This is a genomic window from Yeguia hominis, assembly GCF_014384705.1.
Taxonomy (GTDB): Bacteria; Bacillota; Clostridia; order Oscillospirales; family Acutalibacteraceae; genus Yeguia; species Yeguia hominis.
The window spans coordinates 40647-55918 of sequence record NZ_JACRSN010000004.1; the positions used below are offsets into that span (position 1 = coordinate 40647).

The following is a 15272-nucleotide window of genomic DNA, read 5'->3' on the forward strand; positions in this document are numbered from 1 at the left end:
GGTTACATAGGAGGAACCCCGACATGGCAGCTTTACTGCTCATCGTAATTTATCTTGCATTCATCAGCCTTGGCCTACCGGACTCCATTCTCGGCTCCGCCTGGCCGGTGATCCACAAAGATCTCGGCGTTTCGGTTTCGTCCGCTGGTATCATCACCATGACGATCTGCGGATGCACCATCATTTCGACGCTGCTCAGCGAAAAGGTCATCAATAAATTCGGCACCCACGCGGTCTCCTTTGTCAGCGTCCTGTTGACAGCAGGCGCGCTCATGGGTTTCAGCTTTTCTAAAAGTTACACGCTTTTGCTGATTCTCGCCGTACCGCTTGGACTCGGCGCCGGTTCCATCGACGCTGCGCTCAACAACTACGTTGCCGTGCATTTTAAAGCCACCCACATGAACTGGCTGCACTGCTGCTGGGGACTTGGCGCAATGCTCGGACCGATCATCATTTCCGGGTACATCATGAAACCGAACGGCTGGCACACCGGGTACCGCATTATCGCCTCTATTCAGATGGTTCTGGCCGTCATCGTACTCCTCAGCCTTCCCCTCTGGAAAAAAGTCCAGTACCAGGAAGCTGCCGACATGGAGGAAAAAAGCGCACACCAAAAGGCGGCGAATATCTGGAAGCTTAAAGGCGTCAAAGTCACGCTGTTCGTTCTGTTTTTCTATTGCGCCGCAGAGCTTGCAACCGGACTCTGGGGAAGCAGCTTCCTCGTCCAGCACCGCGGCTTTACCGAAGAGAAGGCGGCCGCCGCCATTTCCATCTACTACGGCGGAATCACCATCGGCCGGATGCTCGCCGGATTTGTCAGTATGAAGCTCAGCAATACCAACCTCATTCGCTTTGGTGTCGGAATTTCCGCGTTCGGCGCCGCGTTGCTCCTGTTCCCCGCGCCGGATATTGTCCTGATGGCCGGTCTGCTGCTTGTCGGAATCGGGTTCGCGCCGATCTATCCTGCAATGCTGCATGAAACACCGCGCCGGTTCGGCATCGCAAATTCGCAAAAAATCATCGGCTACCAGATGTCGTGCGCCTATGTCGGCATCACCTTTATGCCGATGCTGCTCGGACAGGTTTCCCGCTGGACCAGTCTCAGCATCTATCCGGGCGTGATTATCGGCTTTATTCTGCTGTGCGGTCTTTGCGCGGAACTGGCTTCTTGTGCGGTTGCCAAAAGCAAGGCTGCGCTTTCTGCGGAAACCGAAGCCTGAGAACCGGCTTTTAAAGAATTTTTCAGAAAAAAAGAAAATTTGTTAACTCGTCGGAATTTTCTGAAAGCGCATATTATTGCATATTTCCGAAAGCAGGCATCCAAAAACACAAACTTCAAAATTCAGCCTTAAAATTTGCTTTTGAAAATTCATTTTTAAAAGGCACGAAAAGACACGGCACGACGTAGTCCTTCTAAGTCAAAACCGCCGGCTAAGCCGGCGGCTTGAATAAGCCCTAGAAGGGCTTGGTACAGACGCAGCCCCTGAAGGGGCGCCGAAGGGGTTTGCCGACCGCATTCCTTCCTCCGGCAGCCTCTAAAGGGGCTTTGTTTTATGCCTTCTTGTTCACGCTACCCGTAAACGGGTCTACGAATTCTTTCAGTTCGACCTGATCCGCTATCTGATCCTCGGTTAGCTGGTTCTTTATGTACTCCTGTATTTGCTTTTTATTTCTTCCTACCGTATCCACATAATATCCTCGCGCCCAGAAATGTCGGTTTCCATACTTGTACTTGAGGGTTGCGTGCCTGTCGAATATCATCAGACTGCTCTTTCCTTTGAGATATCCCATGATTTGCGATACGCTGTACTTCGGCGGAGTCCTGATGAGCATATGTACGTGGTCTCTGCACAGCTCCGCTTCGATGATTTCGATTCCTTTTTGCTGGCATAGTTGCCTCAATTTCTTCCCAATATCTACCTTGATTTCTCCGTATATCGCCATTCTCCGATATTTCGGCGCGAATACTACGTGGTATTGACATCTCTATGTCGTATGATCTAATCTGTTTATGTCTTTTTCTTTTACGTGAAAGTCCTGTTTTGATTGTTGTGTGGTCGGCAAACCACTTCTTATCTAACAGAGAGCTTTTTTCTTGTCTACTCTACTCCTCGCTATAAGCTATTTTTTTACCCCCGGCATAGCCGGGGGGTGCCTTTGGTACAACCAAAACGAAAAGAACCGTTCTACTGCTAAAAAACAGAGAACGGTTCTTTTTATGTTTGCGTTTTTGCACGCATCCGTCCGGCCTTTAAGGCCAATCCGGCATGCACTGCAACATTCGGCGTGAAACTGCGTTTCCGGCAGAGCGTCCTTATTTCAGAATCTGACAGAACTCGATTTCTTCGCCTGTCGGGGAACCGATTTTAAAGTAACGGCTGCCCTTTTCCCAGAACGTTTTGAGATCCTGTACGCCGCCGGTTGTGCAGCGATATCCCTGCTGCATGCAATACGCATAGTCGGCTTCGATATCATCCGAAACATAGGAAAGATGGTCGATCCGGCCGTCGTAAAGCGCCGGGACACCCTCCGGCGGGGAAATCAGCTCGTAGCAGACACCAGACTCGTTGCGGATAAACTTGACTACGGTTCCGTCGGCGCCGACGAAATCACCGATGAGCGAAAAGCCCAGGACATCGCAGTACCATTTTACCGTTGCATCGATATCGTTCGTGAAAAGTCCGAGATGATCCAGTTTCCGATTTTTAATCATGATCTGACACTCCTTTGTTTTATCAAAATGCGCCATACGCCTGCTTTGGGCAGTCGCACGGCGCAATTCTATCGAGTCAAAAACGGCAATTTACCGCCAAACCGAACGCAAAGCCTTACAGTCTTGCGACTCCGGAATCACGCGCCGCCTGTGCAACGGCTGTCGCAACTGCGTCGCGCACACGCGGGTCGAACGCAGCCGGGATGATATAATCCGCGCTGAGCTCTTCGTCAGAGATCAAATCAGCCAGCGCATGTGCCGCCGCAATTTTCATTGCATCGTTGATATCGCTTGCACGGACATCGAAGGTTCCGCGGAAAATGCCCGGGAATGCAAGCACGTTGTTGATCTGGTTCGGGAAGTCGCTGCGGCCGGTTGCGATGACCGCTGCGCCGCCTGCCTTTGCATCATCCGGGAAGATTTCCGGCGTCGGGTTCGCGCAGGCAAAGATGATCGGATCTTTCGCCATCGTCTTGACCATTTCCGTCGTCACGCAGCCGGGCGCCGAAACGCCGATAAAGACATCTGCACCCTTGAGCACATCCGCAAGCGAACCGGCCTTTTTCTCGCGGTTCGTAATTTTCGCCATTTCCTCTTTAATGGGATTCATGCCTTCCTGACGTCCCTCGTAAATGGCGCCTTTCCGGTCGCAGAGCGTAATGTTGCGGAATCCGCCGGAGAACAGCAGTTTGGTGATCGAAATTGCCGCAGCACCTGCGCCGTTGACAACAATCTTGACCTCTTCCGCTTTTTTTCCGACAACGCGCAGCGCATTGAGCAGGCCGGCATAGGTGATGACCGCCGTACCGTGCTGGTCGTCGTGGAAGATCGGAATATCACATTTTTCCTTGAGTTTCTTTTCAATTTCAAAGCAGCGCGGCGCCGCGATGTCTTCAAGATTCACACCGCCGAAGCTGCCGGAAATCAGATAGATGGTATTGACAATCTCATCGACATCCTTGCTCTTGATGCAGAGCGGGAATGCATCGACATCGCCAAATGCTTTAAAGAGGACGCATTTGCCTTCCATAACCGGCATCCCGGCTTCCGGTCCGATATCGCCGAGTCCCAGGACAGCGGTGCCATCTGTTACGACGAGGCACATATTATGTCGGCGGGTCAGGTCGTAGGAGCGGTTCACGTCCTTCTGGATTTCAAGGCAAGGCTCTGCGACGCCCGGCGTATAAGCCAGAGAGAGGTCTTCCTTGGTCGAAACCGGAACGGTTGCAACCACTTCGATCTTACCCTTCCATTCTGCGTGTTTTTTCAAGCTTTCCTTTGCGTAGTCCATGTTGTATCCCCTTTTCCTAAAAAATTTCCCCTGCAAGGCACACAGAGCACCCGCCCTATATCCTTGCAAGCATGATCGCCATCAAGATTTAGCATAGCATATCTGCATATTTTTTGCAAGTTCATCCCCGATGATGCGTGTTAAAATCTCATAAAGAAATTCTGTGTTTTGTATAGATACCTCTTTTTCTCAATAACTTTGTCGAATTTCGCCGATGAAACATTGGCGTTTTCCAAAAGTCTGGGGATTTTCTTATTCGACGGCAGGATATTGCAGATTATAACGTCCGGACACGCAGAAAGTCTCCCTCGGAAAGCGCAAACGGACAGTCCATGGTGATGCGCTCCTGTGCATGCGGCGCAGCCGTTACCGGATTTCCCCACGAATCTGTCAGGTTTTCGGCCAAAAACGAAAGGCCCATGGAATCCGGAGAAACAACCTCCATCCGATCGCCCTGCACAAACCGGTTTCGCTGTTCGACCGTTACCCGGCCGTTTTCATAGGATTTCACCACTGCGGCAAACCGGCAGCTCTGGCGGTACACGCCGTCGTTCGGCTCCGGATGCTTTAAATCGCCAAAATAGAAGCCGCTTGCGTAAGGCCGGTGGCTGACGGCAAGCAGTTCCTCCTGCAGGACCGATTCCGGCGCAGAATGATCGATCGCGCGCCGGTATGCGTTCGTAACGGTCGCGACATAGTACGGCGTTTTCATTCTTCCCTCAATTTTCAGCGACATGACGCCCGCTTCGCGGATTGCATCCAAAAATGAAAGGCAGTTTAAATCATGCGAGCTTAAAATTGCCGCGCCGTCCGCCTCTTCTTCTACCGGCAGATAGCTTCCGGGCCGGGTCTCTTCCACAAGATGATACCGCCACCGGCAGGACTGCACGCATTCTCCGCGGTTTGCGCTTCTTCCGGTCAGATAGGCGCTTAAAAAGCAGCGTCCGGAATAGGCCATGCACATCGCGCCGTGGACAAATGCTTCCAGCTCCAGCTCCGGCGGCGTGTTGGCACGAATTTCGGCAATTTCGGGCAATGTCAGTTCCCGCGCGAGAACGATCCGGGAAGCACCAAGTGCAGCATAAGCCTGCGCCGCGCGGTAGTTCTGACAGTTTGCCTGGGTACTGATATGAATCGGCAGCCCGGGTGCGGCTTCCCGGAACACCGAAAGCACACCGAGATCCGAAATGATGGCAGCATCCGCGCCCGCTTCCCAAAGCGCTTTGGCATACGCCGGAAGTGCCGGAAATTCTTCATTTTTTGCAAACGAATTGACCGTTACATAGAGTTTTTTCCCGTGTGCGTGCAGATATGCTGCCGCTTCCTGGATGCCGTCCATCGTAAAGGCCGCTTTCTGCGCACGCATCTGCAGCGCCGGACCGCCGAGGTAAACGGCGTCCGCGCCAAACCGGCACGCCGCCCGGACCGTTTCAAAATCGCCCGCCGGCGAAAGCAGTTCTGTTGTTGTGGTACTCATGTGTTCTCTCCTGTTTTTCCGGCCAGTGTCCGCAAGGTTTCTCCCGTCACGCGATAAGTGGTCCAGTCATCCATCGGGCAGGCGCCCAATGCGCGGTAAAAGCCGATACTCGGGTGATTCCAGTCAAGGCAGGCCCACTCCAGCCTTCCGCAGCCCTCCCGGACTGCAATTGCCGCCAGATTTTGCAACAGCAGTTTGCCGATGCCCTTCCCGCGCGCTGCCGGTGTTACATAAAGATCTTCCAGATAAATTCCCGCACGTCCGAGGAACGTTGAAAAATTATAAAAATACAGTGCAAACCCACAGGGGACTCCGTTCTCTTCCGCCAAAAGCACACGGGCTTTCTGCTTCTGAAACACCCACTCGCGCAAAAGCGCTTCAGTTGCAATCACTTGATCTTCCATCTTCTCATAAGCGGCAAGTTCGCGAATAAACCGCAGGATAACCGGAACATCCGCTTCATCAGCCGGACGGATCTGCACCCGTTCTCTGTTCATTGTCCATTCTCCTTTTGCAGCGCTCCGGGTTCAGCACCCGAGAGACATAAAAAATTGCTCGTACGCATCGTCAAAATAATCGTACGGTGTGACGCCGCCGCCATTTGTGCTCTTCAGCTGGTTGCAGCTCATCTCTTCCCCCATTCCCACAAGTTCCCCGATTGTCAGCGGGATACCCAGGTCACAGGCCAGCTTGCAAAATGCGTCCATGGGGTCTTTTTCGCGGCGCGTCTCCAAAAAACGCGCTTTGATTGCCGGATCCGACAGCGCCAGTTCCGATAACTGCAATAATTTTTCATTCATCCTCAGCCGCCTCCTTGGAAGTCTCTCCATTTTATAGTATAATATATTTTCAGGCCGCAGCCCGCCCGGAGCAAGTTTTAGAAACTATCTCCCCGATGCCGCAACTTTAAGCCGCATTTTCGAGCCGTAGTTTCGAGCCGCAGCCTGCCCGGAGCAAATTTTAGAAGCTGTCTCCCCGATGCCGCAACTTTAAGCCGCATTTTCGAGCCGCAGCCTGCCCGGAGCAAATTTTAGAAACTGTCTCCTCGATGCCGCAACTTTAAGCCGTATTTTCGAGCCGCAGCCTGCCCGGAGCAAGTTTTCGGAACTGTCTCCCCGATGCCGCGGCGCACATGCTGAGTCAGCCGGTCGAGCCGCAGCCTGCCCGGAGCAAGTTTTAGAAACTATCTCCCCGATGCCGCAACTTTAAGCCGCATTTTCGAGCCGTAGTTTCGAGCCGTAGCTTGCCCGGAGTAAATTTTAGAAGCTGTCTCCTCGATGCCGCAACTTTAAGCCGTATTTTCGAGCCGCAGCCCGCCCGGAGCAAATTTTAGAAGCTGTCTCCTCGATGCCGCAACTTTAAGCCGTATTTTCGAGCCGCAGCCCGCCCGGAGCAAATTTTAGAAGCTGTCTCCTCGATGCCGCAACTTTAAGCCACATTTTCGAGCCGCAGCCTGCCCGGAGCAAATTTTAGAAGCTGTCTCCCCAATAGTATATTATAACACGTCCTGCAGCATCTTGCAAAAAGGCTTTGGAACGCTTTTTTACAGAGCCTTAAAGAAATCTTAATAAAATTGCTACTTTTTCTTTAAACACATCTCCGATACAATAAATATGGAGGGAAATCGATATGGAACATATTCTGATTTGCGACGACGATAAGGACATTGTCTCCGCACTGCGGATTTACTTAACCTCAGAAGGCTACAAGACCTTTGAAGCCTATACCGGTGAACAGGCGCTTGCGCTGGTGCAAGCAGAGACCATCCATCTGGTTCTGATGGACATCATGATGCCCGGACTCGACGGCATCAGTACAACTGCCCGTCTGCGCGAAACCAGCAATATTCCGGTGATTCTCCTGACTGCAAAGAGCGAGGACACCGACAAGGTTCTGGGCCTCAACATCGGTGCGGACGATTACATCACAAAGCCGTTTAATCCTGTCGAGGTCATTGCGCGCGTCAAGGCGCATCTGCGGCGCTACACAAACCTCGGCGGTATTCCAAAAGCCGACCAGTTTCTCCTGCGTGTGGGCGGAATTGAGATGGATGACCGGACCAAAACCGTGACAGCCGAAGGCGAACCGGTCAGCCTGACCCCCACGGAATACGATATTTTAAAACTTTTCATGCAGCATCCGGGCGAGGTATTCTCTTCGGCGCAGATTTACACCGGCGTCTGGCACGATGCGCCGTTCGGCAGCGAAGGAACCGTCGCCGTCCATATTCGGCACCTGCGGGAAAAGCTGGAAATCAATCCCGCTGAGCCGCGTTATCTCAAAGTTGTTTGGGGACAAGGGTATAAGCTGGAAGGAGGAACCAACGCATGAAGGCGATTTCCTGCCGGATGCCGGTCAAAATTGCGGCGTTCTTTCTGCTTTCTGTATCTCTCGCGTTTTGTGTTCTCGGCGGGCTCGGAATTTCGCTTCTCGCAGAGGCCGGTTACTATGACGCTGACCCGCCAAGCTTTTATGACTCCACTTTCTGTGAAACCGTTACAGAAGAATACGCCAACGAGGTATTCAATACCTACATGGCATTTTCCCAGACGGACACAGACGCCAGCAGCCAGTTCCAAATAGAACAGCTGAAAAAGAAGTTTTCTTCTGAAAACACCAATTTCTTCTTTATTCTGCAAAACGGCAGCGGAAATATTTTATTCTCAAACTACGATGACAGACTCGAATACGGCAGCAACATCAGCTATCATATGGATTATGACAGCGTTTCGTATTCCAATCATTCTAACAATCTGCTGCTCTCCTCTGCGGTGATCCACTGCTTTGTGCGCGACCCGATCAGCGCAAACGATGATTACGCCGAAGCGCTGCATTTATTCAATCTGCTCTTTTCGGTTCGCTACACCCTCATTGTGCTGACCGTGCTGCAGCTGCCGCTGATTCTGTTTGGGCTGACGCTCTTGCTGTGCGGCGCCGGATACACCCCCCATCAGGACGCCGCTGTCCTATCGGGCTTTCACCGCATTCCGTTTGATCTGTACGTTCTTCTGCTTGCGATTCCGGTCGTGCTCTGCTTTGGGATGTTTTTCTCGATCTATGACCGCTTTTTCTGCGACGGAATCAGTTACCAGAGTCTGCCCTTCAGCTACGTCTCTCTTGTCCTATGGATCTTTCTCGGGCTTCTGGTCATCGCCATGTGCGTAGACGCCCTGCTTGCGACAATCGTTGTCCGCGTGCGCGTGGGCAATTTTTGGAACAACACCGTTCTCGCGCATCTTCTGCGGCTGATCTGCCGGCTTTTGCGCGAAATCGGCCGCGGCTTCCGCTCGGTATTCCGCAATCTTCCGATCGTCTGGAAACCGGTGCTGGGCTTTCTTGCATTCGTGCTGCTGGGGATGCTGTTCACCGTCTGGTTCCGGTACAACTGGAGCATCATCGCGCTGCTCTGCTGGATTCTGCTGTATGTCGCTGCATTTATTCTGGTTCTCCGGTCAGCCGTACAGCTTTCCCAGCTGAAAAAAGGCGGCGAAAAGCTGGCGCAGGGCGATCTTGACTACAAAACCGATACCCGCCACATGTTCTGGGAATTCCAGAAACACGGCGAAAATCTCAACCGCATCAGTCTCGGAATGGCGCGCGCCGTAGAGGAACAGATCAAAAGCGAGCGTCTGAAAGCCGAACTGATCACCAACGTCTCGCACGACATCAAAACGCCCCTGACCTCGATCATCAACTATGTGGACCTGCTCCAAAAAGAAGATCTCGGCAACGAAACGGCACAAGAATACGTTCGCGTTCTCGACCGGCAGGCCGTCCAGCTCAAAAAGCTCACGGAGGATCTCGTGGAGGCCTCCAAGGCGTCTACCGGCAACATCGCCGTCCACCCGGCGCGCACGAACGTCGTGGAGCTTCTGGGACAATCGGTCGGCGAATATGAAGAACGCTTCGAAAAAGCCCATCTAACGCCGATCATCACCGCCACCGCGCCGGATATTCCCATTCTTGCGGACGGACGGCTGCTCTGGAGGGTATTTGACAACCTGCTCGGCAACATCATCAAATACTCCCAGGCCGATACACGCGTCTACCTCAGCGTAACAGAACGCGACAACGTCGTCTCTGTTGTGTTCAAAAACATTTCTCGCGACTCGCTCAACATTCCGACCGACGAACTGATGGAGCGTTTTGTCCGCGGAGACAGCGCCCGCACAAGTGAAGGCAGCGGCCTCGGACTCTCCATTGCGCAGAGCCTGACAGAGCTGCAGGGCGGACGCTTTGCTCTTGCCATTGACGGCGATCTTTTTAAGGCGATCGTTTCGTTTGATCGGCTTCTCATTTCACCAGACACATAACCTGCCGTGCATACGGCCCTGCGCCCTGTTTGCACGCTGCCCAGAAAGGGGTTTCGACCAATGAAAGCACTGACACTGGCAAATTTCATCATCGGCGTTCTGTTCACACTCTGCTATGCGTACCAGATTCTGTACATGATCCTCGCAATCGTCAAAAAGCCGAAACCGGACGATAAGCCCGCAAAAAAGCACCGGTACGCGGTTCTGATCTCTGCGCGGAATGAAGCGGCGGTCATTGGCCAGCTCATCGAGAGCATTGCGGCGCAAAAATACCCCAAAGAGCTGGTTTCCGTTTTTGTCGTGGCCGACAACTGCTCGGACAGTACCGCAGAAATCGCACGGCAAAAAGGCGCCACCGTCTACGAGCGCTTTGACACCCAGCATATCGGAAAAGGCTATGCGCTCAAATTTTTGCTCGGCAAAATCGACGCTTCGCTCGGCTATGACGCGTTCGACGGATATTTTGTCTTTGATGCGGACAATCTGTTAGAGGAAACGTTCATCGACGAGATGAACAAGGTCTTTAACAAGGGCTACCGCGTCATCACAAGCTACCGCAACTCCAAAAACTACGGTACAAACTGGATTTCTTCCGGATATGCGCTCTGGTTTATCCGGGACTGTAAGTTCCTCAACAATGCCAGAATGCTGCTGCACACCAGCAGCTCCGTGGCGGGCACCGGCTTTCTGATGCACCGCGATATTGTCAAAAAGAACAACGGCTGGAAGCATTTTACACTCACAGAGGACACGGAGTTCACCATTGACTGCATCACGCACGGCGAAGAAATTGCCTACTGCAATTCCGCTATTTTATATGATGAACAGCCTGTGACCTTCCGCCAGTCCTGGAACCAGCGTCTGCGCTGGGCAAAAGGCTATGTGCAGGTATTTCTCAAATACTGGAAGCCGCTCCTCAAAGGCGTATGTCGCGGAAATTTTGCCTGTCTCGACATGATTCTCACCTATGTTCCGGCGATTGTCCTGACCTTCGTAAGCTTTGTTCTGGGGCTTGCGTTCGGAATTGCCAGCCTCGTGACCATGAGCGGCACACTCGGCAGCCTGCTTCTGATGCTGCTGGGCGGACTGGGCGGCATGTACCTGATGATGTTCTTTGTCGGGCTCGTGACCGGCGTGACAGAATGGAAGCGGATTCACTGCTCTGCAGGCAAAAAAATCCTCTCGTTCTTCACCTTCCCGCTCTTTATGATCACCTACATTCCGGTCTCCATCACCGCGCTCTTTAAGCGCGTGGAGTGGAGCCCCATTCAGCACACCGCCTCCAAAACGCTGGACGAGGTCCGTGCTGGCTGACTGCGCAAAAAAGGAGGCAATATTATGCAAGTGCTGCGCAAATTCAGCTTGATTTCCGCACTTTTGTGTCTCTTGCTTCTGCTGCTTTCCGGATGTCTTGCGAAAACGGTTTCGTTCCAGTACGCGCCGTTTCAGGATGAAACCGCGTTTGTTCTGCAGGCGGAGCCAAATTCCAAGCTGCGTTATACCATTACCGTCTGGGATCCCGCCGAGACTTCCGGCGTTACCATGTCGCTTTTGACGGTAAACGGCGAATTTTTGCAGGAAATCCTCCTTTCTGACGGCAAAAACAAGGGATCCCTGCAGCTGCCGGAAAGCGAGAGCGAACCTTCCATTTTCCTACTCCGGTTCCACGGAAACGCAGCGCGCCTTCTTGCAGAATTCCAGTCCGAAGGCACCGTTTCGATTCAGGATTCCGCGCCGGTTTTCAGCAGTTCGGAGCACACAAGCGGCGACGCGCAGGTCCGGCCGGCGTCCTGACGATTTCATATCCTAAAAAATTTCAGCCAAAGAAAGGCCTCATACTTTGCGCACCGCAGCGGCGGCTTTCCCCCCATTTAGGCGTCGCTGGCCGCCTGGAAACGCCTTTACGCAGAGCGTTCTTCTGCACACATTTTCGCGGCGCAGACCGCCCTGTAAATTCAGGCGCCAACCTTGCCGGATCACAGAAACAAGCCATGCGGCTTTCCCGCAGGAATGGCGTATTGGATTCCAAGAAACCTCTTTCATTTTAAAAAAGACCTGTAGAAACAACCAGCAGTGCGCACGCTGGTTGTTTTGCTGTATTGGGGCTCTTACACGAAAACGGCATCGACGAAAATCCTCGGCTCCGAAACGGTGCATCCGCTGCTTTTTACAAAAAATGCATGCTTTTCCAGTTTTAAACGCAATCAGAAGCTCGGATTTCGCGACATTCCGGCGTATTGCGTGCTACGCCGGGGCGCGCCAAACTGCGTTTTCTCGAAGTGTTTCATTACAAAAAAGATTTTCACAGACCGATTTCAAATCGCAGAGTGTCTGTTCCGGCTTTCTGCAGCTTGCGCGAAAAGCAGCTTTCCGGATTTTCTCCGGAGCAACCGCAGATTCCAAAAATTTGTAGAAACTCGTACCCGGCATTGTCTTGTAAAATCGGCGGAAGTTTGATAAGATAAACAAAGAAACTTCGAAAAGGGGGATTTCATGCGGATTCATATCGTTGCATGCCGTGTTTTTATGCGGGAACTGAGCTACTATGCAGCGCAAAGCAGCAATATCATTGAAATCTCCTGGCTGCCGCAGGGCCTGCATGCAACGCCGAAAATTCTGTACCGCATGCTCTCTGAGACGCTCGACACACTCTACCGGCAGATCAAAGACGGCGTTGTCCGGCACTCTCCGGATGTCATCGCCCTCTGCTACGGACTTTGTTCCGGCGGCGTGGTCGGACTTGCGGCAAAGGACATTCCGCTTGTTGTTCCGCGCACCGATGACTGCATCGGCATTTTTCTCGGCTCGCAGGAAACCTATCTTGAAAAATTTGAAGACGACAGCGGGATCTACTGGCTCAACAACGGCTGGATTGAGTCCTCCTTCGACCGCAACAAAGGCTGGCAGAGCCGCCTGTTGCGAAAATACACCGAGCTTTACGGCGCCGATAACGCCGCGTATCTTCTGGAGGCTGAAAACGCCTGGGTGCAGAATTACCACACCTGCGGGTTTATCACCTCTCCGGTCTATCACAACCCCGCGTACCCTGCCCTTGCCCGGCGGTTTGCGGAGGAAAACGGCTGGAAATATGCGGAAACCGACGGCAACATGCGGCTGATCGAACAGCTCACCCGCGGCGCCTTTGACGAAAAAGAATTTTTGATTTGCCCGCCGGGATACCGGATTGCGGCAACTTATGATGCGTCAAAATTCTGCGCGCAAAAAGAATAACCGAAAACGGAGGGATTCGTGATGGAAAGCTTACAGGAAATCAGCAAACTGCTCCAAAAAGGACGTGCACCGCAGGTCAAAGAACTTGTCCAGCAGGCGCTCGACAGCGGTGAAAATCCGCAGAAGATCCTGGAAGAAGGCCTTCTCAGCGGAATGTCCGAAATCGGTGAAAAATTCAAAAACAATGAGGTCTTTGTGCCCGAGGTTCTCATCGCCGCACGCGCCATGAACGCGGGAATTGAGGTACTGCGTCCAAGCCTCGTCGCTGCCGGCGTCTCTTCAAAAGGCACCGCTGTGATCGGTACTGTCAAAGGCGACCTGCATGATATCGGCAAAAACCTTGTCAAAATGATGCTCGAAGGAAAGGGAATTTCCGTTATCGACCTCGGCGTCAATGTCTCTGCCGAGGCCTTTGTCGCTGCCGCTGTCGAACACCATGCGGATCTCATCTGCTGCTCCGCGCTGCTCACCACGACCATGAACGAGATGGGCAGAGTTGTCGCAGAAGCACAGCGGCAGGGCATCCGCGACCAGGTCAAAATCATGGTCGGCGGCGCGCCGGTGACCCAAGCTTTTTGCGACCGGATCGGCGCAGACTGCTACACCGCAGACGCAGCCTCTGCTGCAGACGCCGCGCTCTCGTTCTGCGTGGCGTAAAGCACCCGTCTTTTCGGGTTCCTGGTTCTCGGCACGCTTTTTGTCACCCGTCGGACTTCGAACCCCGCACCGCTGTCCCCCCAGCAATTTTGAGTTTTTAAAACCGCCAAAATTAAAGACCGAACGGCATTCCGGATGGGATCCGTTCGGTCTTGTGTTATGGCTTTAGCTAGTTGAGGACGGAAGGTCCGAAACAAACAACCACCCGCTATGCGGGTGGTTGTTTGTTATACAAAAAATTTCCCCAAAGTAGTACAATAAGGTTGTTCAAGTCTTAGAGAACTACGAAAGGAGAGTTTTAATGGCTAATAGCACAAATCGTCTATCACACACAAAATGGTTATGCAAGTACCACATTGTAATTGTTCCAAAAATACCGCAGGAAAATAATATATTACCAAAACCGAAAAGAGGTACTGTCAAGATTTATAAGAATAATTGTAAATAGGCCACTCTGTTTCACGCCGGAGCGGTTTTTTATGTTTGATCGCTATGGGAGTTAGTGCCGGGGTCAGGGGATATGCCGGCGGTTACTCGCCGGGGGTAATCGCCGAAATACCCGACAAATAGACAAATAGAAAAATCACTTTTGCACTTCTGAAAAATCCGCAAAAAATATAAAGGCAATTTTAGGGCTTGATAATATCTATAAAACGCGATACAATAATATCACGATAACAAGGAGGTAATCCCATGAACGAAAAAGAGATTGTTACCGCTGCTATGAAGACTCTCGGTTGGAATCAGACTCAGCTTGCCGAAGCAGTTGGTTACAAAACACAGTCCGCAGTTAGTAGCCGCCTAACCGGAAACAGCATGAGAGTAGATACCTTCGTAAAAATACTCTCTGCTATGGGCTACGAGGTTGTGGTCAAAAGTACTTCTCCACAGAAAAACAAGAACCAGTGGACGATTTCATATGATTGAGGGTGGGTTGCATGAGATGGGGATATGGCCGAGTCAGTCCCAAAGGACAACGGCTCTATGGTATGTCACTTGAAGATCAGCTTGAAAAGCTACTGGCTCAAGGTATCGACCAAGAGCATATTCTACTGGACACCTACACTGGCACGAAGATCGACAGGCCGAAGTTCAATGAAGTCCTCTCTAAGCTGAAACCCGGTGATGAATTAGTGGTGTGTAAACTTGACCGCTTTGCCCGTACTGCTCCCGAAGGAGCCATGTTGGTTCGTGACTTGGTGGAACGGGGTGTTAAAGTCAATATTCTCAACATGGGCGTTGCGGACAATACGCCAATGGGAAAAGTTATGGTGACAGTCATGCTTGCGTTTGCCGAGTACGAGCGAGATATGATCGTTGAAAGAACCAGTATGGGTAAGGCCATGAAGCGTGAACATGATCCTGACTGGCGGGAAGGTCGCAAATCAAAAGAAATTGACAACGAGCAGTTTGAAAAACTCGCTCAAAAACAAAAAGACGGTCTTATTACCGTGGCGAACTGTTGCCGGGAACTTGGCATTAGCCGCTCTACATGGTATGATCGAGTAAGAAAGGTTGGGTAAATATGAAAGCTGTCCTTTGGCTTTTGAGTACCGTTTTCTTGATAATTTTTTTGTTTTTGGTAGTCGC

Annotated in this window: 14 protein-coding genes and 2 pseudogenes; 10 read left to right on the forward strand and 6 right to left on the reverse strand. The window is 52.0% G+C overall.

Annotation, left to right across the window (positions count from 1 at the left end; all coding sequences use genetic code 11):
• Positions 1-23 precede the first annotated feature (23 nt).
• Positions 24-1220 carry an MFS transporter gene (locus IAG03_RS03705; protein WP_249318470.1) on the forward strand — a complete coding sequence of 399 codons (1197 nt, stop codon included), beginning with the start codon at positions 24-26 and terminating at the stop codon, positions 1218-1220.
• A gap of 331 nt (positions 1221-1551) precedes the next feature.
• On the opposite strand, the pseudogene tnpA reads toward IAG03_RS03705, so the two are convergent.
• The 6 genes and pseudogenes from tnpA to IAG03_RS03735 all read right to left on the reverse strand — a co-directional run bounded on the left by tnpA (position 1552) and on the right by IAG03_RS03735 (position 6281).
• Positions 1552-2013: pseudogene (tnpA, locus tag IAG03_RS03710) on the reverse strand (IS200/IS605 family transposase).
• A 301-nt stretch (positions 2014-2314) separates the two neighbouring features.
• Positions 2315-2713, reverse strand: a complete 399-nt coding sequence (locus IAG03_RS03715; RefSeq protein WP_249318471.1) for a VOC family protein — start codon at positions 2711-2713, stop codon at positions 2315-2317.
• A 115-nt stretch (positions 2714-2828) separates the two neighbouring features.
• Positions 2829-4004 carry an NAD(P)-dependent malic enzyme gene (locus IAG03_RS03720; RefSeq protein ID WP_249318472.1) on the reverse strand — a complete coding sequence of 392 codons (1176 nt, stop codon included), beginning with the start codon at positions 4002-4004 and terminating at the stop codon, positions 2829-2831.
• A 277-nt stretch (positions 4005-4281) separates the two neighbouring features.
• Complete coding sequence (locus IAG03_RS03725) at positions 4282-5481, reverse strand: peptidase U32 family protein (RefSeq protein ID WP_249318473.1); 1200 nt, start codon at positions 5479-5481, stop codon at positions 4282-4284.
• Entirely contained in the window at positions 5478-5978 is a 501-nt protein-coding gene (locus IAG03_RS03730) for a GNAT family N-acetyltransferase (protein WP_249318474.1), read from the reverse strand. Before IAG03_RS03730 ends, IAG03_RS03725 begins: the two co-directional genes overlap by 4 nt.
• 30 nt (positions 5979-6008) lie before the next feature.
• Positions 6009-6281: a hypothetical protein gene (locus tag IAG03_RS03735; protein WP_249318475.1), complete on the reverse strand. Its 273-nt coding sequence runs from the start codon at positions 6279-6281 to the stop codon at positions 6009-6011.
• An 829-nt stretch (positions 6282-7110) separates the two neighbouring features.
• On the opposite strand from IAG03_RS03735, the gene IAG03_RS03740 reads away from it, so the two are divergent.
• From IAG03_RS03740 to IAG03_RS03780, 9 genes and pseudogenes are all read left to right on the forward strand, one after another.
• The gene (locus IAG03_RS03740) at positions 7111-7812 is read left to right on the forward strand and encodes a response regulator transcription factor (protein WP_249318476.1); all 702 of its coding nucleotides are present in this window, start codon (positions 7111-7113) and stop codon (positions 7810-7812) included.
• Positions 7809-9794 carry a sensor histidine kinase gene (locus IAG03_RS03745; protein ID WP_249318477.1) on the forward strand — a complete coding sequence of 662 codons (1986 nt, stop codon included), beginning with the start codon at positions 7809-7811 and terminating at the stop codon, positions 9792-9794. Before IAG03_RS03740 ends, IAG03_RS03745 begins: the two co-directional genes overlap by 4 nt.
• A gap of 60 nt (positions 9795-9854) precedes the next feature.
• Complete coding sequence (locus IAG03_RS03750; protein WP_249318478.1) at positions 9855-11108, forward strand: glycosyltransferase; 1254 nt, start codon at positions 9855-9857, stop codon at positions 11106-11108.
• A 24-nt stretch (positions 11109-11132) separates the two neighbouring features.
• The gene (locus IAG03_RS03755) at positions 11133-11588 is read left to right on the forward strand and encodes a hypothetical protein (RefSeq protein WP_249318479.1); all 456 of its coding nucleotides are present in this window, start codon (positions 11133-11135) and stop codon (positions 11586-11588) included.
• Positions 11589-12287: 699 nt separating this feature from the next.
• Positions 12288-13025 carry a DUF1638 domain-containing protein gene (locus IAG03_RS03760; protein WP_249318480.1) on the forward strand — a complete coding sequence of 246 codons (738 nt, stop codon included), beginning with the start codon at positions 12288-12290 and terminating at the stop codon, positions 13023-13025.
• Between the two features lie 21 nt (positions 13026-13046).
• On the forward strand, positions 13047-13682 hold the full coding sequence (locus tag IAG03_RS03765) for a corrinoid protein (protein WP_249318481.1): 636 nt from the start codon (positions 13047-13049) through the stop codon (positions 13680-13682).
• Positions 13683-13983: 301 nt separating this feature from the next.
• Positions 13984-14098, forward strand: a pseudogene (locus tag IAG03_RS03770) (transposase); the annotation flags it as partial.
• Positions 14099-14375: 277 nt separating this feature from the next.
• Positions 14376-14609: a helix-turn-helix domain-containing protein gene (locus IAG03_RS03775; protein WP_249318482.1), complete on the forward strand. Its 234-nt coding sequence runs from the start codon at positions 14376-14378 to the stop codon at positions 14607-14609.
• 11 nt (positions 14610-14620) lie between these two features.
• Positions 14621-15205: a recombinase family protein gene (locus tag IAG03_RS03780; protein WP_249318483.1), complete on the forward strand. Its 585-nt coding sequence runs from the start codon at positions 14621-14623 to the stop codon at positions 15203-15205.
• The last annotated feature ends 67 nt before the right edge of the window (positions 15206-15272 follow it).

Coding starts and splice junctions, on each gene's coding strand:
- IAG03_RS03705 (WP_249318470.1), top strand. CDS start 24: ATGGCAGCTTTACTGCTCATCGTAATTTATCTTGCATTCATCAGCCTT.
- IAG03_RS03715 (WP_249318471.1), bottom strand. CDS start 2,713: ATGATTAAAAATCGGAAACTGGATCATCTCGGACTTTTCACGAACGAT.
- IAG03_RS03720 (WP_249318472.1), bottom strand. CDS start 4,004: ATGGACTACGCAAAGGAAAGCTTGAAAAAACACGCAGAATGGAAGGGT.
- IAG03_RS03725 (WP_249318473.1), bottom strand. CDS start 5,481: ATGAGTACCACAACAACAGAACTGCTTTCGCCGGCGGGCGATTTTGAA.
- IAG03_RS03730 (WP_249318474.1), bottom strand. CDS start 5,978: ATGAACAGAGAACGGGTGCAGATCCGTCCGGCTGATGAAGCGGATGTT.
- IAG03_RS03735 (WP_249318475.1), bottom strand. CDS start 6,281: ATGAATGAAAAATTATTGCAGTTATCGGAACTGGCGCTGTCGGATCCG.
- IAG03_RS03740 (WP_249318476.1), top strand. CDS start 7,111: ATGGAACATATTCTGATTTGCGACGACGATAAGGACATTGTCTCCGCA.
- IAG03_RS03745 (WP_249318477.1), top strand. CDS start 7,809: ATGAAGGCGATTTCCTGCCGGATGCCGGTCAAAATTGCGGCGTTCTTT.
- IAG03_RS03750 (WP_249318478.1), top strand. CDS start 9,855: ATGAAAGCACTGACACTGGCAAATTTCATCATCGGCGTTCTGTTCACA.
- IAG03_RS03755 (WP_249318479.1), top strand. CDS start 11,133: ATGCAAGTGCTGCGCAAATTCAGCTTGATTTCCGCACTTTTGTGTCTC.
- IAG03_RS03760 (WP_249318480.1), top strand. CDS start 12,288: ATGCGGATTCATATCGTTGCATGCCGTGTTTTTATGCGGGAACTGAGC.
- IAG03_RS03765 (WP_249318481.1), top strand. CDS start 13,047: ATGGAAAGCTTACAGGAAATCAGCAAACTGCTCCAAAAAGGACGTGCA.
- IAG03_RS03775 (WP_249318482.1), top strand. CDS start 14,376: ATGAACGAAAAAGAGATTGTTACCGCTGCTATGAAGACTCTCGGTTGG.
- IAG03_RS03780 (WP_249318483.1), top strand. CDS start 14,621: ATGAGATGGGGATATGGCCGAGTCAGTCCCAAAGGACAACGGCTCTAT.